General features: G+C 63.4%; 21 protein-coding genes. 3 read left to right on the top strand and 18 right to left on the bottom strand.

Translation table 11 applies throughout. The features are described from left to right. Nucleotides 1–100 precede the first annotated feature (100 nt). Complete coding sequence (locus AC4DF4_RS04025; protein WP_490046830.1) at nt 101–415, top strand: hypothetical protein; 315 nt, start codon at nt 101–103, stop codon at nt 413–415. Nucleotides 416–763: 348 nt separating this feature from the next. On the opposite strand, the gene AC4DF4_RS04020 is transcribed toward AC4DF4_RS04025, so the two are convergent. The 12 genes from AC4DF4_RS04020 to proC form a co-directional block, all read right to left on the bottom strand. Next, a complete protein-coding gene (locus AC4DF4_RS04020; protein WP_490046829.1) occupies nt 764–1,939 on the bottom strand; it encodes an outer membrane protein assembly factor BamB family protein in 1,176 nt (391 codons plus the stop codon). A gap of 2 nt (nt 1,940–1,941) precedes the next feature. Further along, a complete protein-coding gene (locus AC4DF4_RS04015) occupies nt 1,942–2,220 on the bottom strand; it encodes a type II toxin-antitoxin system RelE family toxin (RefSeq protein WP_490046828.1) in 279 nt (92 codons plus the stop codon). Continuing rightward, nucleotides 2,201–2,452, bottom strand: coding sequence for a type II toxin-antitoxin system Phd/YefM family antitoxin (locus tag AC4DF4_RS04010; RefSeq protein ID WP_490046827.1), 252 nt, complete (start codon nt 2,450–2,452; stop codon nt 2,201–2,203). Before AC4DF4_RS04010 ends, AC4DF4_RS04015 begins: the two co-directional genes overlap by 20 nt. A 104-nt stretch (nt 2,453–2,556) precedes the next feature. Then, the gene (locus AC4DF4_RS04005; protein WP_490046826.1) at nt 2,557–4,704 is read right to left on the bottom strand and encodes a polyribonucleotide nucleotidyltransferase; all 2,148 of its coding nucleotides are present in this window, start codon (nt 4,702–4,704) and stop codon (nt 2,557–2,559) included. Between the two features lie 209 nt (nt 4,705–4,913). Further along, entirely contained in the window at nt 4,914–5,171 is a 258-nt protein-coding gene (rpsO, locus tag AC4DF4_RS04000; RefSeq protein ID WP_490046825.1) for a 30S ribosomal protein S15, read from the bottom strand. Nucleotides 5,172–5,307: 136 nt separating this feature from the next. Continuing rightward, nucleotides 5,308–6,240 carry a hypothetical protein gene (locus tag AC4DF4_RS03995; RefSeq protein ID WP_490046824.1) on the bottom strand — a complete coding sequence of 311 codons (933 nt, stop codon included), beginning with the start codon at nt 6,238–6,240 and terminating at the stop codon, nt 5,308–5,310. A 9-nt stretch (nt 6,241–6,249) separates the two neighbouring features. Then, nucleotides 6,250–6,378 carry a hypothetical protein gene (locus AC4DF4_RS03990; protein ID WP_490046823.1) on the bottom strand — a complete coding sequence of 43 codons (129 nt, stop codon included), beginning with the start codon at nt 6,376–6,378 and terminating at the stop codon, nt 6,250–6,252. 265 nt (nt 6,379–6,643) lie between these two features. Further along, nucleotides 6,644–7,579, bottom strand: a complete 936-nt coding sequence (locus tag AC4DF4_RS03985; RefSeq protein WP_490046822.1) for a ThuA domain-containing protein — start codon at nt 7,577–7,579, stop codon at nt 6,644–6,646. 76 nt (nt 7,580–7,655) lie between these two features. Then, nucleotides 7,656–8,261 carry a TetR family transcriptional regulator gene (locus AC4DF4_RS03980; RefSeq protein ID WP_490046821.1) on the bottom strand — a complete coding sequence of 202 codons (606 nt, stop codon included), beginning with the start codon at nt 8,259–8,261 and terminating at the stop codon, nt 7,656–7,658. Nucleotides 8,262–8,327: 66 nt separating this feature from the next. Further along, nucleotides 8,328–8,834, bottom strand: coding sequence for an LPS assembly lipoprotein LptE (lptE, locus tag AC4DF4_RS03975; protein WP_490046820.1), 507 nt, complete (start codon nt 8,832–8,834; stop codon nt 8,328–8,330). Nucleotides 8,835–8,856: 22 nt separating this feature from the next. Then, the gene (locus AC4DF4_RS03970) at nt 8,857–9,786 is read right to left on the bottom strand and encodes an outer membrane protein assembly factor BamD (protein ID WP_490046819.1); all 930 of its coding nucleotides are present in this window, start codon (nt 9,784–9,786) and stop codon (nt 8,857–8,859) included. A gap of 47 nt (nt 9,787–9,833) precedes the next feature. After that, nucleotides 9,834–10,637, bottom strand: coding sequence for a pyrroline-5-carboxylate reductase (proC, locus tag AC4DF4_RS03965; RefSeq protein ID WP_490046818.1), 804 nt, complete (start codon nt 10,635–10,637; stop codon nt 9,834–9,836). An 84-nt stretch (nt 10,638–10,721) separates the two neighbouring features. Here proC and AC4DF4_RS03960 point away from each other — a divergent pair, with 84 nt between their 5' ends. Next, a complete protein-coding gene (locus AC4DF4_RS03960; protein ID WP_490046817.1) occupies nt 10,722–12,476 on the top strand; it encodes a tetratricopeptide repeat protein in 1,755 nt (584 codons plus the stop codon). A gap of 55 nt (nt 12,477–12,531) precedes the next feature. Beyond that, entirely contained in the window at nt 12,532–13,311 is a 780-nt protein-coding gene (rph, locus tag AC4DF4_RS03955; protein ID WP_490046816.1) for a ribonuclease PH, read from the top strand. A 3-nt stretch (nt 13,312–13,314) separates the two neighbouring features. Here rph and AC4DF4_RS03950 read toward each other — a convergent pair whose 3' ends face one another. The 6 genes from AC4DF4_RS03950 to rsfS all read right to left on the bottom strand — a co-directional run bounded on the left by AC4DF4_RS03950 (nt 13,315) and on the right by rsfS (nt 19,231). After that, nucleotides 13,315–15,312 carry a TonB-dependent receptor gene (locus AC4DF4_RS03950; protein ID WP_490046815.1) on the bottom strand — a complete coding sequence of 666 codons (1,998 nt, stop codon included), beginning with the start codon at nt 15,310–15,312 and terminating at the stop codon, nt 13,315–13,317. 214 nt (nt 15,313–15,526) lie between these two features. Next, nucleotides 15,527–16,093, bottom strand: a complete 567-nt coding sequence (locus AC4DF4_RS03945) for a ribonuclease H-like domain-containing protein (RefSeq protein WP_490046814.1) — start codon at nt 16,091–16,093, stop codon at nt 15,527–15,529. A 77-nt stretch (nt 16,094–16,170) separates the two neighbouring features. Next, entirely contained in the window at nt 16,171–17,331 is a 1,161-nt protein-coding gene (locus tag AC4DF4_RS03940; protein ID WP_490046813.1) for a condensation domain-containing protein, read from the bottom strand. Nucleotides 17,332–17,370: 39 nt separating this feature from the next. Next, nucleotides 17,371–18,258, bottom strand: coding sequence for a hypothetical protein (locus tag AC4DF4_RS03935; RefSeq protein ID WP_490046812.1), 888 nt, complete (start codon nt 18,256–18,258; stop codon nt 17,371–17,373). Further along, the gene (locus AC4DF4_RS03930) at nt 18,251–18,793 is read right to left on the bottom strand and encodes an RNA polymerase sigma factor (RefSeq protein WP_490046811.1); all 543 of its coding nucleotides are present in this window, start codon (nt 18,791–18,793) and stop codon (nt 18,251–18,253) included. The genes AC4DF4_RS03935 and AC4DF4_RS03930 overlap by 8 nt, the downstream gene beginning before the upstream one ends. A 72-nt stretch (nt 18,794–18,865) precedes the next feature. After that, nucleotides 18,866–19,231: a ribosome silencing factor gene (gene rsfS, locus AC4DF4_RS03925; protein ID WP_490046810.1), complete on the bottom strand. Its 366-nt coding sequence runs from the start codon at nt 19,229–19,231 to the stop codon at nt 18,866–18,868. Between the last annotated feature and the right edge of the window lie 206 nt (nt 19,232–19,437).

Raw genomic sequence — 19,437 nt, 5'->3', positions numbered from 1 at the left:
ATTTGGCCAGCACCAGACCGTGGAAATCGTGAAATTGCGTGAAAGGTGGAATTCTCCAAAGCCGCCCCTCAACAGATGGAGCTTGCTCATTTGATAGATCATGGAAGCCTGCGGGATGGATGAGGCAAAGCCGATGAAATGGAAAATCGCGGCGGCCGCGGGTGGTTTGGTTTTGGTTGTATTACTGGTCGCCCTGGCTTTGAGGGCGGACCTCATCACGACTCCTCCTCCAGCGGCGGCGACCGGACCGCTGAAAATCGTGGCTTTCCAGGATGGCGGGGAGCTGGAAATCCTCGGTGTGTCGGTAGGCGAGCGGGTGGTGGAAGTCTCGCCGGCGAAGAAGTTCTCGCTGCCGTTTCTCCACTCCAAGGGATCCAGTGGCGGAACCTACGGAGGGCTGAACGTGGATACCTAAAACGAGGACGGGAAAGTGATCCGCTGCCGCCTGCGGTCCAACTCGCGGAGGGCGATGTTGATGGAATTCCGCCTGAAGGAATGCAACGGAATGGCCATGACGCTGCCAGCTTATCTTTCGCAACAAGAGTTGGTTTCCCAAGACCGCCGGATCGGCAACCCGAGCGCTGCCACCGGGTTATTCAACCCGAAGGACGGCAGCTTGGAAATTGGCAAACGCCGGTTTTCGCAGGAGAGGACAACGAGTCGGGCGGGCTTTCATTTGCCGGTCAAAATGGCGGCTGGGGAAGCAACCCCGGTAGGTTTCATTTCCAACGTCAAAACACCCGGGTCTTCCCGCCGGAATTGCTCAAGCCGGGAGCGAAGCTCCGCATCGGCGTCCATGCTCCATCCGCCAACTCCACCACTTGGTGTGGATGATCGTCTTCACGCGCCTTCCCCAAAGCTCGATGCCGCCATTCTGGCCCGACGTCACGGCCTCGACTCCACTTCTGAAATCATCGGCAGGGACGATGTCCCGGACATGCCAGCGCGCGGCACCTGTCGTTAGATCGAGCGCCGCGAAATCGAAGTGCATCCGCCCCGCGGTCACCGAGTTCCATGAAATCACGATCTGCCCGATCGCTTCATCGACGAGCCATTCCAAGCTTTGCAACGAGCGGTCGTTGTCCCGCAGGATTTCGTGCCGCCAGCGAACGCCGCCATCCGCGGCTGAGCGATGTTGAACGATCCAAGGGAATTTGCCCTCACCGCCCCGCGGGGGAATCACCACCATCGCCCCACCTTGCTTGAGGTGATGGATTTGCGCCGGACGGTCCACGCCATCGCGAGCGGTATTCAAGTCATCCTCCCAAAGCGGAGCGCCGGTCTGCGAATTCAACGCGGCGACGAACCGCCGGTGCTCTCCCGAGATTTTCCGAATGCCGGAAACCCAGAGCACGCCCGACTGGTTCGGGACCGGAATGGCCGTCATGGATGTTCCGCTATCGGCGTTTTGCAAATTCCAGTCCCACAGCAGGTGCCCATCGGCTCCCGCGTATTTCGAAACCGCCTTGTTGGCCCCAAGCCGGGCCGCCGCGGTTTCCCAGCCCACCAGCACGTCGCCTGCGGGATCCATGGCGATGATCGGATCCGCCATCATGTTAGGCAGGGCCTTGTCCTCACGCGCTTCCCAGCGGACCCGGCCGTCGGCGGCGTCATAGCACAGCACCCGCAGATCGCGGCCCGAGGCGTCGGTCCGGAAGTAGCCGCCCGCCACCACGATTTCGTTTCCTGCAGCATCCTTGCCCGCAGCCAGTGACAGCACCGCGCCGTCCCCCTCGCGGATGTCCGACCAAAGCAGTCGCGCCGGATATCCCCGCCACCACCAGCCAACTGCCGTTAAAATCGCGAGCGGTAAAATCACCGCCAAGAACCCACGTCGCGACAGCAGACATGCGCTCAGGTTTCGGAAGAGGCTCACGCCTGCAGGGTCCTTGACGTTATAAGTATCTGGCATGAACAGCGCCGGGACGCGGGCGCTCACTGCTACTTGCCGCGATTCTCAAGAATCTGCTCGTAGAGTTCATAGACGGCATCCCGGGTGTTGGCGTATTCGAGCCGGATTTCATTTCCGGAAATCTGGCGGTGAATGATCCGTAATCCTCCGATTCGAAGCCGATTGAATCCTTCGAGGGGGCCTTGTAACCCTTTGATGTCACCCTTTCCCTCGGCCAATCCACGGAGCGCCAGTCTGACCCGGTGCTTGGTCTGAGGAGGGAGACCGCAAAGCCATGCGGCGACTTGATCAGAGGCCGAAATTTTCATCCTCGAGATCGAGCTGGCGGTAGGTGGACTCGCCGTTTCGGGCGGATTGGATGGCTTTCATCGCCGCTGGATCCGCCAGCACGTCGAGTGTTTCCATCAGCGCCTCGAAGTCCTCGACCGGCATGGCCACCACCACCGGGCGGTTCCGATTGGCGATGACAAAGCGCTTTCCCGATCGGCAGAGTTTCGTAAGCCCTGCCTGTGCCTCTTTGATGTTGTAAGTATCTGGCATGAGTTTTGTCTATACCGGGAACGGTGGGTTTGCCATGCAAAAAACCGGCATCCCTTGTGAGGACGCCGGTTTGATGATGGATTCGCTAGAATCGCGGCTGAGGATTACTCGGCGGCGACGGGTTGCTGGGCGTCGTGCTCAGCGGCCTTTTGGTCGCGGAGCCAGGCGCGGCGGGACATTTTCACGCGGCCTTTTTCGTCGACTCCGAGGCACTTGGCGGTGATGACGTCGCCTTTTTTGACGATGTCCTCAACGTTTTCGGTGCGGCCTTCGGCCAGCTCGGAGACGTGGACGAGTCCGTCCTTGCCGGGGAGCACTTCCATGAAGGCGCCGAACTGGGTGATGGAAACAACCTTGCCGGTGTAAACCTTGCCCACTTCGATTTCCTGGAACATGCGGTCGATCATCGCCTTGGCGCGGTCGAGACCCTCTTGTTTGGAAGCGTAGATGTGCACGGTGCCGTCGTCCTCGATGTTGATCTCGGCGCCGGACTCGGCCTGGATGCCCTTGATGTTCTTGCCGCCTGGTCCAATGAGCTCGCCAATGCGGTCGGCTGGGATCTTGACGGAAACGATGCGCGGGGCGTGAGGGCTGAGCGGCTTGGGCTCGACGATCGACTCGGCCATTTTCGCAAGGATGGCGGTGCGGCCGGCCTTGGCGATGTGGATGGCTTCCTCAAGCATCGCGAGCGGGAGGCCGGCGAGCTTGAGGTCGAGCTGATAGCCGGTGACACCTTCGCTGGTGCCGCAGAGCTTGAAGTCCATGTCGCCGTAGAAGTCTTCCGAACCGATGATGTCGAGCAGCATCTTGTGGGACTTCATGGAGCCGTCTTCGTTGTTCTCGGTGACGAGTCCGACGGAGATGCCGCCGACCGGGCGGATGAGCGGGACACCGGCGTCGAGCAGGGCCATGACGCCTGCGCAAACGGAGGCCATCGAGGTGGAACCGTTGGATTCCATGACTTCCGAGGAAACGCGGATGGCGTAGGGGAAGACGGTTTCGTCAGGGATCACAGGCTCGATGGAGCGCTCGGCGAGCGAACCGTGGCCGATTTCGCGGCGGTTGATGCCACCCATACGACCGCATTCGCCGACGGAGAATGGAGGGAAGTTGTAGTGGAGGATGAAGCGCTTTTCGTCTTCGCCACCGGCGTAGTTGTCGAAGTGTTGCTTCTCGTCGGCAGGTGCCAACGTGGTGATGGCGAGCGCCTGGGTTTCTCCACGGGAGAAAATGGCGGAACCGTGAACGCGTGGCAAGGTGCCGACTTCTCCGTAGAGAGTGCGAAGGTCACCGATGCTGCGGCCGTCGGCGCGGACGCCTTTTTCCATGATGGAAATGCGGAACGCCTTCTTTTGGAGGTATTCGAAAGCTTGCTCGACGTCGAAGTCGGTCGCTTCAGGAGCCCGCTCCTTGATGGCGGCTTCCACTTCGTCGCGGAGGGCGCCGACTTTCTTGGCACGCTCGGTTTTTGATGGCGCGTAGATGGCGGCTTCGATGCGGTCACCGGCGATTTCGTAAGCGATTTCGAGCAGGTTTTCCTTGGCGACGGTGAGTTCGTAGGAACGCTTTTCCTTGCCGGCGAGTTTCGCGAGTTCTTCCTGAGCGGCGACGAGTTTGACAACGGCGGCTTGGGCGAAGTGAAGCGCCTTGATGAACTCGTCTTCCGGGAGCTCGTCGGCCTGGCCTTCGATCATGATGACGTTGGTCTTGTCGCCGACGTAGATGAGGTCGAGATCGCTTTCAGCGCGCTCGTCGTGGGTCGGGTTGATGACGAATTGTCCGTCCACGCGACCGACGCGCACCGCACCGATCGGGCCGGCGAAGGGGATGTCGGAAAGGCAGAGGGCGGCGGAGGCACCGTTCATCGCGAGGATGTCGGAGTCATTCACGCCATCGGCGCTGAGCAGGATGGCGACGATCTGGGTTTCGTAGAGGTAACCTTTCGGGAACAGCGGACGCAGTGGGCGGTCCGTCATGCGGCAGGTGAGGATTTCCTTTTCGGTCGGGCGGCCTTCGCGCTTGAAGTAGCCGCCCGGGAAGACGCCGGCAGCGGTGGCTTTTTCCTTATATTCCACGGAAAGTGGGAACCAGGTCTGGCCGGGCTTCACTTTCGTGGAGGAAACGGCGGTGACGAGGATGATGGTGTCGCCGCAGCGGACGGTGACGGCGCCATCGGCGAGTTTGGCGATTTTGCCGGTTTCGAACGTCATCGGATTGGTTCCGACGTCGGCCGTGAGTGTATGGATATTCATAGTCAGTATTTGTTTTCTTTTTTCAGTGCGTACGGCCCGTCCGGCAGGATGCAGAACAGGCATTCATCGATTTCGGACAAAAATCCGCGGCTCGCATATTGGCGGGCGGCGGAGGGGATTGTCCGGCGACCCAGGCGGAATTTTGGTGCCCGGGCCGTTTCGCGAAACAGCCACTGGGTTGATCCAGCGGCTGTCTTGCGGAGAGTGGTTTAGCGGCGGAGTCCGAGGCTGGCAATGATCTGCTGATACTTCTCTTCGGAACCCTTCTTGATGTAATCCAGCAATTTGCGGCGCTGGGAAACGAGGGTCAGAAGGCCACGGCGGGACGAGAAGTCCTTCTTGTGGATGTTCAGGTGGTCCGTCAGATGGAAAATCCGAGCGGTGAGGAGCGCCACTTGATAAGGGGCGCTGCCGGTGTCTCCTTCGTGGAGTTGATATGCTTTGAGGTCGATTTCTTTAGTGCTCATGGTCGTAGGGGATGGATCCAGCGGGTGCCAGACCGTCCTAGGTTGATGGTTGAGCGCGGAAGAAAGCGTCCGGGGCTCGGATTTGCAAGATAATTGCTGAGTGTTCGGGAAGTTTTTAAAAATTTCCGGGAAGCACTCAAGTCCCCCCGTCCGAATCTTGGGAGGGCAGCAATTTCGCCACGATCACCAGCAAAACGGCGACGACTCCTGCCAGCGCCACCCACAGCCAGGGCGATCCGGCGATCCGGCGTCCGGCGTCCGGCGTCCGGCGTCCGGCGTCCGGTGCGCGGCGATCGCGGGCGTCCGGGCGAAGGATTTCCTCGTCACCGAGAGTCGTCGCCTGCGGCTCGGCGGCGAGCATTTCATTGCGAACCACCCGCAGGTCGTATTGCGGCGGCGCGGCTTTGGGATTTCCGTAGCAAAGGAAAAGCGGGGCCGCGTCCGAGAGCTTGGCGATGATGGAGGGCGCGGCGAATCGCAGGACAACGTCGTCCAAGGTGATCGGCGGGTTGTCGCCATCGTGGGTTTCCAGAATGAACTTCGCGGGCAGGCGTTCGCCGTTGAGAGCCAAAGTCAGCGGAACATCGCCGCCGCCGGATTTGGTCCAATCCGCCGAGCCAACATCCTCGCGCCAGGCGTTTCCGAGATCGTCCTTTCCTTCGATGGCCGCCACAAACCGGCGGGTAAACAACGGCGCGGAAGAACGGGCGGTCAGATCCAAAACCGGCACCCCGCCCAGCCAGGCGAACAGCTTCACCCCCATGAACCGCTCCAGCGAAAACGGTTCCTTCGGCTCCACCATCACCGGCGGCGCGGGCGTTTCCGGAGCCTCCCACTCCGGGAGCGCGGCTTCCACCGAGTCCATCGGCAGCGGCGGAGGGATCGCCTCGTTTCTCCGCGCGTTCAGACTTTCCAAAAACTCGTGAACACCGGCGGCCCGGTCCGCCTGTTCCACCTCCGACTCTGTCAGAACCTGCTGCCTGTGTTCTTCAAATTCCGCGCGAAGCCCGTCCGCATCCGTTTTCGCCTCCGCCGCGGGGGGAACCAGCGCCTGCCTGATCTCTATCAACTCCCGCTGCTACTCGCGGATCCGCCCGAGCAAACCCTTCACCTCGTCCCGCGCTTGTTTGGCTTCCTTGCCGGCTTCGCTCACCTTGACCAGCAGCCAGACAACCGCCAGAATGATTAGAAATACGATGGCTTCCATGGTGTTGCGGCTAGCTCTACACCCCTATCGCATGTTTGACGATATGAAATCCCGCGCCGCCAAGCGGTTGCACGATCCGCAAAGACCGGCCATGCTGCGCGCATGAGCGCGGCCGAAATCCCGACAGATCCTCCCGCCCCGCCGGCGGATTGCGAGGGCTGCGGCCGGCCGGCCGCGGTGGTCATCGACGGCAAAGGCTGGTGCGTGGATTGTTTCCACGCATGCGGGTCCTGCTGCTCCGGAGAATGACGCCGCGGGCCTCTTTTCAACGTTTTTTGTCCAGATTCGCCGCCATTTCCTCGTCGGTGGGAGTCGGGGAGGGCACGCCGGTTTCGGGAATTTTGAAATTGGTGATCCAGGCGATGGCGTTGAGCACGACGCGGCGGTGGTCGTCCTGCTGCCAGTTCTTGTGGAAATGGCCGCCGGTGAATCCGAAGGCGCGCCCGCCGCCGAGAGTCGCGGGGCGCTCGTAAGCCCACATCATGTGCTGGGGCTCCTTGCGCTCCAAGACTGCGGCGCGGACCGCGGGGTTGCCTTCGTGGGGGCCGTCCTTGCGGGACAGGGTTGCCGCAGGCGGAAGGTCGCTCAGGATCGGGGTCACGCCTTCCATGTTCTCGCGGAAACGCATGTGGTAATACCACTCGTCGCGCATCTGGAAATCCTGGACGCCGCGGGTGATGGCGTGCTTGGGCAGTTTGAACGAGGCGTCCCAGTGCGGGTTGACCGACCAGTCGGTTTCGAAATAGCCGCCGATGAGATCGAGAAACGCATTGCCGGGTTCGCCTTTGGGGATTTCCACGGCGTAGTGGATGCAGCCGATGCCGATGCCGGAATCCGCCATTTTTTTCATGTCCGCGAGCTGGTTCATCGCCGGATGCCCGGGACCGCCGTCGGAGTAAATGACTACGGCTGAAGCACCGTCGAAGACCGACTTGTCCTGCGGCCAGCCGTTGGTGGTGACCACGGCCTCGATGGGCAGACCGCTTTTGTTCAACTGGTCGGCGAGCAGCATGCAACCGGCGCGGTGCTCGTGCTGGCCGGGTCCGTGGCTTGGCTTGCCGGCGACGAAGACGATTTTCTTCTTCGGCAAATCAACGGATTTCGGCTCGCCGCGGGTGAGCGTCATCATGCCGGCGATGATGCCGAAGATGCAGACGAGAGGAAGAACCAGGGGGCGGGAGATTTTGGAAAGTGCGGGCATGGCAGGATGGGCTGAGAACCCGACTACGCCGCGAAACAGCGGATATTTCAAGTGGAAGACCGTAAAAACCGGCCGCTCAGCCTTGCTGGGCGCGCAACGTTTCCAGATAGCCCTCGAAAGCAGTGAGGAAAAGCTGACGCGCCTGCGGAGTCCGCGAGGTTTTCATGGATACCGTGAACCCGGCGAACGCGGCTACGAACATCATCGCTTCGGACTCGGGATTGATCGCCGGATAGATCCAGCCAGCCGCCTTGCCGCGCTCGAAAACCCCGGTGAGGGCGGCGCGCCACGCGCTGAAAACCCCTTCCAGCACGGCGGCCAGCGGCTCGTCCCGCGCGGCGGTCTCGGCGGCGACCGCGACAAGGGCGGAGGTCGCGTCGTCCGCCCGGAGCTCCTTGCAGCGCAGCCGGCAAACGTCCCGCAGCGCGTCGAGCGTGGCGGCTCCTTCCAACGGCGCGATCCAATCCTGCTCGATCCCCGCGCCCAGCCGCTCGCCGACCCACGCGACGGCCAGAGCCCGCTTGTCCGGGAAATGGTGGAACAGCGCTCCCTTGGTCAGCTCCGCCCGGACGACGATGCCGCCGATGCCGGTGGCGCAATAGCCGTGAAGGGAAAACTCCGCGTCCGCCGCGTCCAGAATGGCTTGCCGGGTTTGCGCGGGCTGCTTCTTGCGTTGCTTCATCAAACAGCCATACCAACCAAACGGTATGGAATCAAGCAAAGATTGCCAGACCTCGCGGGAAGGCCCTCAATAGCCGTTGGCCAGGCGCGAGACCAATGCGGCGCCGGCACGTTCGAAGGCATCGGGCAGCGCGTTGTTGCGAGCGGTCTGAAGATTGGACGCCGCGAAAAACTCGCTGGTGCCATCCGACTTTCCCGAGGCGAGAACCTTGGTCGGGTCCTTCGCGTCGCAGAGCTTCCAGTCGATCGACACGGTGTTTCCAAGATCCTCCGGCCGGAAGACGTCGAACCGGTTTCCGCGGAGATTCTTGTAGGTGATGCTTCTGATATCGCCTTGAAGGATCGCGTCGGCCTTGTCGGATCTGGCGATCCGATAGGTGCCGTCCTGGACGATGGCCCCGGCCACCGCGGAGGTGGCGACGGCCTCGGCGCGGGGAAACAAGGTGGAGTTTGAAAACATCGGCACGGCGATGGTTTTCACCCGCGCCATGGATCTCGGCTTGGTCTCGCCAAGGTGATAGCCGCCGCAGGAAACCAGCAGCAGCGCGGGGGCAAGCAGGATGGGAAATTTCATGGTTCCGGGAGTCGTGCGGAGCTTATTCACCGAGCTCCTTGAGCCGGGCGCGGGCCTTGTCGTAATAGGGGCCGGACTTCGCGCGGCTCATGATGTCGCGGTAGTAAACCTTGGCGGACTCGGTCTTGCCGGTTTTTTGATAGAACTCGGCGATGTCGTAAGAGCGCTGGAGATCCCGGCCGCCGAGGCTGTCGATCTGCCTGCGGGCCTCGGCGTTGCGGGAGTCGCCGGGGTATTGAATCAGATAGTCGTTGAAGGCCTCGCGGGCGAGATCGAGGTTCGCCTGGTTCTGGTTGCCGCGGTCCGCCTCGGCGGTCAGGATCACGCCGACGCGGAACAGCGCCTCGGGAGCCTGGGAGCTGGCGGGCTGGTCGCGGACGAGCTGGCGGTAGGCGGCGATCGCCTCCCTGGACTTTTTCTTGGTCTCGTAAAGCTGGCCGATGGTGAACTGGGCCTTGGCGGCGGTGGCTGACTTCGGCGCGTTGTCGCGGACCTTCTGCAGCATCTCCACGGTCTCCTCGAGGGAGAGCTTGGTTTTAATCCCCATCATGCTGGATTTCACGTCCCCGTCCGCGGCGGACTGGGCCATCGCGGCCTGGCGGCTGAGAGCGGTGGCGTAGGAGCCGCTGCCTTGGAAGCGCTCGAGAAACTGGTCATACGCCTTGAAGGCTTTCACGACCTCGCCCTGTTGCTCCAGCAGCTGGGCCTGACGGAAACGGGCCTGCGGGGCGGAGGGCGCGAACGGAAAACGCGTCGCGGTCTGGTCGTAGAGCTTGATCGCCTTGCCGGTGTCGCCGGCGTCGTCGGCCGCCTTCGCTTTTTGATAGAGAGCCTCGCCCTCGCTCGCGGCGGCCTGGGTGTTTCCGGCCATGATCGGCATGTCGGAGTCCGAGCCGCAGGAAGAGAGGAGAAAGGCGGAAAGCAGCGCGCAGGCAATGAGCCGGGGTGTCATGGCGCGCAGCATAGGAGGCCGGTGGGGCTGGGAAAGCGCAAAATGGCTCACTTGCCAAGTTCCGCCGCACGCCCGGTGGCGGCGGTGACCGCCTCGATCAGCGCCGAGCGCACGCCCTGTCTTTCGAGCACCGCCAGACCGGCGATCGTGGTGCCTCCGGGCGAGGTCACCATGTCCTTGAGCACGGCGGGATGCTCGCCGGTTTCGAGCACCATCGCCGCGGATCCCAGCACCGTCTGGGCGGCGAGGCGCAGCGCGTCCGCCCGCGGGATTCCGGCCCGCACGCCGCCGTCGGCGAGGGCCTCGATGACCAAATAGATGTAAGCCGGCCCGCTGCCGGAAAGTCCGGTGACCGCGTCTATCAGCCGCTCCGGCACTTGGACCGCCAGCCCGACCGCGCCGAGCAGCGCCTGCGCGGTCGCCGCATCCGCGGGAGTCGCACGGGTGCCGAGGCAATAACCGGCGGCGCCATGGCCGACGAGCGCCGGAGTGTTAGGCATGGCGCGGATGATCCGGAAATTTTCGGAAACCGCGGCCTCCAAGGCGGCAAGCGTCACGCCCGCGGCGATCGAAATCACCAGGCGCGGCGCGCCGGCGGCCATTTCCGCGGCGTCTGCCAGAGCGGCGGTGACGTCCAGCGGCTTGGTGCAAAGCAGAATCACCTCACAACCGGCGGCCAGTTCGGCGACGCTGGCAGTGACCTTGGCGTTGGTCGCCGCCGCGAATGATTCACGGGATTTTTCGTAGGGATCCGAGCCGGTAACATCCGCCGCCGCGACCACTCCCGCACGAATCGACCCTTGAATCAACGCCGTGCCCATTTTCCCGCATCCGATAACTCCAAGCTTCATGGCCGGAGACTAAGCGGGCCGCGGCGGCGCACGCCAGCGTCATTTTGCTTGGAGGCGCGGGCGGCACATGGCCATCTTCCGGACATGAGAACCCGGTTGATCGCGCTGCTGCACCTTACTTGCGCCTTCGCGGCATGCGAGGAAACCAAGATCGCGAAACCCGCCGCCAACGCCGCGGTGAAAACCAAGATCGCGGTCGCAGCGCCAACGAATGGGGAGCAAGTCCCGTCGTCCCCGAAGGACCCGGACGTCGAGGCGGCCATTCCCGATTCCGTCAAAGCCCTCGCCGAACCTGCGATGACGAGCTTCCCCGGCGGAATCCAAACCGCCGTGACCGCTGCCACGGAAAATGCCCAGACCCACGTCAACCAAGGCCTCAACCACCTCCACGGCGGATGGGAATTCGAGGCGAGCCGCCACTTCGCCGCCGCGATGCGCGAGGACCCGGACTGCCTCCTCGCCCAGTGGGGGATGGTCATGTCGCTGCTCAGCCCGTCGCCGGAAACCAGCGCCGCGCGCACCGCCGCGACCAAGCGCCTGCTCGACCTGATAAGCCGGGGCAAAGGCAGCGAGCTCGAGCGCGGCTATGCTTTCGGGTTGGTCAAATACCTGGAGGACGGCCCGGCCGGCGCGGCAGCCGCTTTCCGCAAGGTCGCCGAGAAATTCCCTCACGAACTCCAGGCCGGCATCTTCGCCGCCCTTTTCAGCCGCGGCGGCTATGACGCGTCCGGTGCCGCGACGCCCGACCAGGAGGCCGCCGAAAAAAGCCTGCTCGCGCTGATCGCGAAACACCCCCACAGCCCGCTGCCGCTCAACGCCCTGCTCACCATCCGCGCGGACGGCCCCGACCTCGCCCCGTCAGTCGATCTCGCCCGCAAGCTCTGCCAGATGTCCCCCAACTACGGCCCGCATTTCCATCTGCTAGGTCACTACGAGTGGCGCTCCGGCCAGCACGGCAAAGCCGCCTCGGCATTCGGTCGCGCCTCTTCCTGCTTCGAGGGCTGGATGAAGGAAAACAAGGCCGGCGTCGCCGACTGCCCCGAGTGGGTGAAAGCCGAGTGCTACCGCATCGTCGCGCTCGCGTCGAAGGGCGGCTTCGACACCGCCTACGCCGCCGCCCGCCAGATCGCCGCCACGCCCTTGCCCGAAAAACGCAACGCCTCGCCCGGGGCCCGCTTCCTGTTATGGGAGGCCAAGACATTGCCCGCCCGCATCCTCCTCCACCTCGGCCTGCGCGGAAACGCCGCCGAGGCGCTCTACTCCCTGCCCAAGCCGCAGGACCTCAAGACCACCCATGAAAAATCCCTCGCCTACTGGTGGATCGACGGCCTCCGCTTCGCCCTCGAAGCCCGCCGCCTGCTAGACGACGGGAAATTCGGCGAAGCCCAGCAGGTCGTCGCCGCGCTCACCCTGCACGGCGAGGAGATGAGCAAGACCCAGACCGAGGCGACCGCCATCGGCGAGCGCTCCGCATGGACCCGCGCCTTCCGCGCGCTCGAAGTCCTCGCCAGCGATTTGCGCGGCCGCCTCGCCCTGGCGGGCCCCAAAACCGGAGTCGGCACCGCCTATAACTGGTTCGCCTCCGCCGCCGACCGCCAACAACCCGCGTCCATGATGTTTCCGCCCATGATCCTCACCCCCATGGCCATCCGCCTCGGCGAATATTACCTCGCCGTCAAACAACCCAAGGAAGCCATCGAAGCCTATCAACGGGCGCTCACCGCCTTGCCTAACGACATGAACGCGCTCCTCGGCCTGAAGACTTCCTACGAGAAAGCCAACCTCCCCATGGAGGCCGCCGAGACCGACCGGAGAATCCAGGATCTCCGCGCGCAATAAGCTCCGCTTGAGCTTCACGCTTGCGGCAGGCGTGCGGGTGGATTTCACTCCGCGCATGACTCGTCCCGACGGCCGCCAGAATGACCAACTCCGCCCGATTTCCTTCATCCCGAACGTGGCGCCCTACGCCAGCGGCTCGGTGCTCGTGTCCTTCGGCGACACCCGCGTGATTTGTTCCGCGAGTATCGAGGAGGATGTGCCGCGCTGGATGCGCGCGCAGCGGGTGGACGGCGGCTGGCTCACTGCCGAGTATTCGATGCTCCCCTACTCGACGCTGGAGCGGAAATCGCGCGACATCTCCCGCGGGAAAATCGACGGCCGCTCGTCGGAAATCCAGCGACTCATCGGCCGCGCGCTGCGGGCCTGCGTGGATTTGAAAAAAGTCGGCCAACGCACGATCTGGATCGATTGCGACGTCCTGCAAGCCGACGGCGGCACCCGCACCGCCTCGATCACCGGCGGCTGCGTGGCCATGGCGATCGCGCTCAACAAGCTGATGTCCCAGGGCAAGCTCAGGGATTTCCCGATCAAGAAGCTCGTCGCCGCAGTCTCCGCCGGCGTCTATCAAGGCGTGCCGGTGCTCGACTTGAACTACCCGGAAGACAAGGCGGCTTCGGTCGATTTCAACGTGGTGATGACCGAGACGCTCGACTTCGTGGAAATCCAGGGCAGCGGCGAGGAGGCGGTGTTTTCCTCGGAGGAAATGACCGCGATGCTCGACCTCTCGCGCAAGGGAGTTTCGGAAATCATCTCGCTCCAGAAAGCGGCGATCCTCACCGCCGACCGCGCGGGCCCGGCGGATCTGTCGTCGCTGGCCGCGGCGTTTGCCCGCTAGAAATCAGAAATCGGCGCGCAGGCCCACGACCACGCCGCGCGCGGCGAGCGGGGCGATTTCCTTGAGATACGAGGTGCTTGGGCGGGCTTCCTCGTTGAGCAGGTTGACGCCCTTCACGAAGAGGGTCGTGGTCACATCGCCGGTGGTGAAGGTGTAGTCGATACCGGCGCTTAGCAGGACATAGCTGTCGCTGGGCGGTTCGTTTTCCGCCGTGTCGCCTTGGTGGGCGCACCACTGCGCTTCGAGGCGGGCGCCGATCCTGTCGATCTGGTAGTCGAGCGCGACAGTCGAGCGGAACGGCGGAATGCGCGGGACGGACTCGCCGCTGTCGCGGTCCTCGGCGCGGACGTAGTCGGCGAGGAAGACCAGGTCGAGCTGTTGAGAATTCTCGTCAGCGGAGGCTTCCACGGGCGCTAGCAAATGAACGGTGGCTTCGAGTTCGCCGCCGTAGAAGGTCGCGCCGATGGCTTCGTAATTGTAAACCGGCAGGTCATCGACGGGGTCGTTGATGCCGGCGGGTTGGTTCGCGATGAAGTCGTTGAAGCGGTAATAGAAGCCGCTGACGCTGCCGGTCACACGGCCGGTTTTTTTCCGGAGCGAGAGGTCGAGCGAGAGCGAATCCTCGGTGCCGAGGTCCGGATCGCCGATTTCATATGTGCCGGTCGCGACATGCGGGCCGTCGGCGAAGAGCTCGACGTAGTTCGGCGGGCGCTGCGAATAGCCCGCCGACATCGCCACGGCGTAGTCTTCGGTGGGATTGTAAATCACTCCGGCGGAGACGCTGAATGCGTTGAAGTCGCGGTCGAGGGCGTCGGTTTCGTTGGCCTGATAGTCGTAGCGGCCGCCGAACTGGAGGGTGAAGCGGTCGAGCTCGATTTCCTCGAAGGCGAACAGCGAGTTCACCTGGTTTTCGACGGGCGGGAGGAAGGCTTCCTCGCCGAGCGCGGAGAAATCGCTGCGTTGGAGTTCCACGCCGACCGCGCCTTCGAAGCCGTGGAGCTTTTCGTGAAGGACCTCCGCGCGGGTGTTGAAGCCGTCGATGAGGAACCGGGTGCCGGTTTCAGCGCCCTCGAACTCGGTGTGCTCGTAATCCGAGTAGCCGAACTTGTAGTTGATTTCCTTGATGCCGTTAGCCGGCTCGTAAAACGCGCCGCGCAGGTCCCAGCGGCGTTGGCGGAGGTCGATGGTGACGTCCTCTTCCGCCACCGTGCCGTAAAGCGAATCGATGCCGGAGTAGGAAACGCCGACGAAGCCCTGGTCCCAGATGTAGGAGCCGCCGATGGCCGTGCCGTCGGAGTCGGTGAAGCTGTTGGGGAGCGTGCCGCGCGCTTCGTCCGGCTGCGGGTCTTGGGCGCGGAGCCGCTCGGAGCGGGCGTAGCCGGGGATTTCGAGGTCGTCGGATTCGCGGGTGAAGGCGTCGAGGTGGAAGGCGAAGGGGCCCGCGCCGAAATTCACCGCGCCTGATAGGGAGCGGAGGTTTTCCGCCGAGCCGTAGCGGGTGTCGAGCGAGCCGTCGATGCCGCTGACGCGCTCCTCGGGGATGCGGTCGTCGATGACATTGACCACGCCGCCGACGGTGTTCGGGCCGTAGAGCAGGGTGGCCGGGCCGCGCACGATTTCCACCGAGCGCACGGTCAGCGGATCGGCGGCGACGGCGTGGTCGGGGCTGACGTTGGAGACGTCGAGGACCGAGGTGCCGTTCTGGAGCACGCGCAGCCGGTCGTCGCCGAGGCCGCGGATGATCGGGCGGCTGGCACCGGGGCCGAACGAGGTGGAACTGACGCCCGCTTGCTTGCCCAAGGTTTCGCCGAGCGTGGGGGCGAGGTTGAGCATGAGCTCCTTTTTCTTGAGGACGGCGGCCGGTTGGACCAGCTCGAACAGCGTGCGGTCGAGCGGGCTGGCGGTGACGACGAGTTCGTCGAGCCGCTTGGGCAAAAGGTCGGTGGACTGGGCCCATGCGGGCGTGGCGAGCAGGAGCGAGAGGAGCGGGCGGAATTTCATGTCCGCGGGATCTGTCATCAAACGCACAAAAACTGCAAGAGTATATTTTAAGCTGCCAACCATTTCCCTTGGCGAAATCCAACCGCCGCACTAGAAGACCCGCGCCATGACCCGTTCCTCCATCGAAAAAGCCGCGATCATTTACATCGTCGCGCTGAGTCTTGTGTTCATTTGGACCGTGACCAAGGTCCTGGCGCAGTTCGGCTGGATGTGATTATTTCCAATCCACGGCGACCTCGGCGATCCGGCCGCTTTTGTCGTCGTATTTGAGCAGCCCGTGTTCGAGGGCGTATTCGTGGACGCACTTGGTGACCTTCACGTCGAAGGCGCAGTATTCGGCGATTTTCCGGAGCGGCGCGAACTCGCCGGATTTCTTGTGTTCCTGCCACCAGCGCAGCGCGTCGAGGCCGTCGGCGGTCTTGCCAGTGCCGAGCGAGGCGGAGGCCACGGAGTCGAGCTTGAGGCGGAAACCGACGATGGTTTCGAGTTCGAGCATCATGTCGAGGTTGAGCGTCTGCTCGGCGAGCGTGTGGAAAATGTAGGGCTGGAGGACGGGATAATCGAACTGCAGGTGGTTCCAGCCGACGACGAGATCGGCGCGGACGAGCTCCTCGCCGAGCTTTTCCATCTCGTTTTCCGCGTAAATCTCATAAGTCCCGCGGGCGGTGCTGTAGGTGACGCCTACGGAAACCTGCATCTTGTCCTTGTGCATCGAGCCGCCGACGTCGCCGAAGCTGCGTTGGGTTTCCAAGTCGAAATAAACGATGTTTTTGCCGGCCACGCGCGTTTTTAGTCGATAGCGCGGGCACCCGGCAAGTGTGATGGCGAACTTCGCAGGATTTGGGCGGGCCGACCGTCTCACAACCGCTCCAGCACGTGGACCCAGCCGCGCAGCAGGTCGTGCCGTCCGGGGCCTTCCACCTCCAACCGCAAGTCTGGCAGAACATGCGCGGTGGCCATCAAGGTCTCGCCTTTGGCCTCGTGAAGCACCAACGACTCGACAAGCTCCCCGCCCGCCAAATGGCGCAAGGTGCCGCGCTCGACCATGATCACGCTGCTGGATCGCCCGTTGGTGTCAGGAAAAACTCCGGGCGCGAAATCCTCCGGCGACACCGACTCGATTGCCCGCAACGCCAGCATCCGGGCGCGGAATTCCCGCAGGCTCCGCGCCACGTCACCGCTCGCCCGCCGGATTCGCACGGGCAGCGTGTTCATGGTAAATCCCGCGGTCCCCGGCTGCGGCGCGCCCGCGCGCAGTTGCTCGACGACCACCGCGCCGGCCCCGGAAATTTCCATCAGCGCCTGGCCCCAGGCCCAGATAAGAATAGTCGGGGCGGTCACCTCCATCGCCGCCGCCAGCGACTCCAAGCGCAGCGCGAAATCATTTCCCATGAAACGCACCGCCGCCCCCGCGGCGTCAGCGGGGAAATCCATTTCTATCGAATCCGCCGCTTCGTCGCGGAAGATCCGCTCCGCCAGCGCCAGCGATTCCGCGATGGGCGCGCGCCACTCGGCGGTGGCCAGCGGCTCGGGATTTCCATCCGCGAGCCGTTCCAGGAAATCCCGCAACACCCGCGCAAGCGACCTGCCGTCTAGCAGCGCGTGGTGGAAGGTCCAGATGAACCGCCCCTCCTCCGGCCAATACACCGCCCGCCACGGCACCTCGTGCGGCGCGAGCAGCGGGCGGCGGCGGTCCGCCTCCCGCCAGCTTTCCCATGACGCCGGCAGCGGTTCCTGTTGGTTCAAAGAATTCCGCGGAGTCACGAATTCGCGGCCTGCGGCATGTCCGTTAGCCGTGACGAACGCGACCCGAAGCGCCGCGGTGCTGGCGACGGTCTCCTCCCAAGCCGCGGCCACCCGCCCGCGCACGTGGCCGCGCGCGAAGAGCATTTCCAGCTGCTCAACATGATGCCCGGCGTCTCCCTCCGCGAGGGAATCCCGCAACATCACCCGCTGCAACGGTGCCAGAAGAGGCGGTGTCTCGGCTTCAAAACTCATTTCCCACGGCCACCTTGGCATCCCTGCCGGAATCTACCAGCCAAACCCGGGCGCCTTGCTTCAGAACAAGGTCGCCAGCTTTTTGACCTGCGTGTGGCTGATGGCGACGAACACGTTCTCACCATCCTGCCATTGTGCCGACGCCCAGTCCCCGTTTTGCGCCAGACGCGGACGGTCCCTCTGCGGGAGCTCGCCACACACATCCTCGCGGCGGAAAATCACGATGTGGACGACTCCGTTTTCCCTCTCGTCGAAGCAAATGAGCGAGCCGCGCTTGCCGTCGATCACCAACTCCCGGCAACCGATTCCCTTCACGTTCCGGAGTCCCGGCGGCAGGCAGCCGGCACAAGGCAATTTGTGCTCCTCCAAGTGCCGGACCAGCAACCGATGATCCTCGCGCTTCTCGTCCAGACTGAACAACGGCGATTCGTAGGTCCGGATGAAACCCGCCTGCACGGCTTCGATCGGGACCGGTCCGGTCCTCACCACCGCCGCCGGACCCGCCGGGCGGGTGATGAAAAACGCCAGCGCGATGCCGGCCGCGGCGGCTAACGGAATTGCCGCCCGCCTGAAAAACGAAACCCTGACGATCTCGCGGTTTTCCGTCCGCTCCATCGCGGCGATCACCTGGTCGCGGAGAAACGCCGGAGGCTGGAGCGACGCCAGCGCGCCGATCCAGGCCGCGTCGTTCATGTCCTGCGCCTGCGGGAAATCCCCGCGCTCGACGGCCAGACAGGCGAAAATATCCTCCCGCAGATGACCCGGCAGATCGACCGAACCCAGCGCCACCGCGAATTCCGCGTCGAAGGCCCGCTCGCTCGCCAGCCACTCGCCCAGCTCGCGGTTTTCCAGCGCCAGCTTGAGTGCCTCCGCGAAATCCGGATCGCCCGCGTCCGCGCCGTCGGGCCGGAAACTCCGCAGGACGAATCGTGCCTGTTCCTTATCCATGGCGAACTCCCTCCCGTTCCAGTTGAAGAATATTTCTCGGCGCGCTCGAAGGCTCGGCTTTCATCCGCTGCCTGAGCATTTCCTTCCCCCGCGATAGCCGCGACATCACCGTGCCGATCGGGATGTCCAAAATCTCGGCGATTTCCTTGTAGCTGTGCTGTTGCAGATAGAAAAGCGCCAGCGGCGCGCGGTAGGATTCATCCAGCGCGCCCAGAAGTTCCATCGCGCGCTGCCCGTCCATTTGGCGCTCCGCGTCCTCTTCCGGGGCGACCAGCGCCTCCGTCTTTTCCTCGTCCAGCGGCTCGTCGGAAAATTTCGCCGCCCGCCTGCGCTGGCTCAGGAACTCCCGGTGCAAGGTGGTGAAAAGCCACGTCTTCGCTTTCGAGCGGTCGCGCAGCTGGCTGTTCTTCGCAGCCCAGATGCAGAATGTCTCCTGCACCAGATCCGACGCCCGGTCCACATCGCGCGTCAACGACATCCCGAAGCGGAACAACGCTTGGTAATGGGCATCAACTAACTCTGCGAACTCACTCATCGGCAGTCATGGGAGATTTGGAAATCGATTTCTATTCCGAAAAATTTCCAGCCCCGCAGGACGCCCGCCAGATCAGCTCTTGTCCGCCGCCTGCCACTCCACTTCCTTCGCGTCCTTCCACAGATCTTCCAATCCGTAGTATTCGCGCAGCTCGTCGCTCATCACGTGGACCATCACGTCGATGTAATCCAAGACCACCCACTTGGTGTCGGCCTTGCCCTCGGTCATCGTCGGCTTGACGCCGTGAAGTTCCTCCACCTTGCCGGCCACGTCGCGCAAAATCGCCCGCAGCTGCGGCATCGACGAGCCCGAGCACACCACCATGTAGTCCGTCAGGTTCGAAACCCCGCGCATGTCCCACACGCGGATGTTTTCCGCCTTCACTTCATCGGCCGCCTTCGCGCAAGCCAGAGCCAGTTCTTCACCTTGTATCGCCATAATTTCCCCTCGGGGAGCGGCAAGCTAATCCATGTCTCCCGCTCACACCAACCCAAAATTCCACTCCGCCGGACCCGGACAGGGCGGTTGCCCGGAAATCAGCCATGGTCGATGTTCATTGGCGATTTAAGAAAATACCAGACATTGGCCTCCGTTTTGGCCGTTTCAGCCTGCCATGGAAACACTGATGACCAAATCCGCCCTCG

This window comes from Luteolibacter sp., from assembly GCF_058122085.1.
Note: the sequence above shows the minus strand (reverse complement) of the source record. Positions and strands in the feature narration are given on the sequence as shown.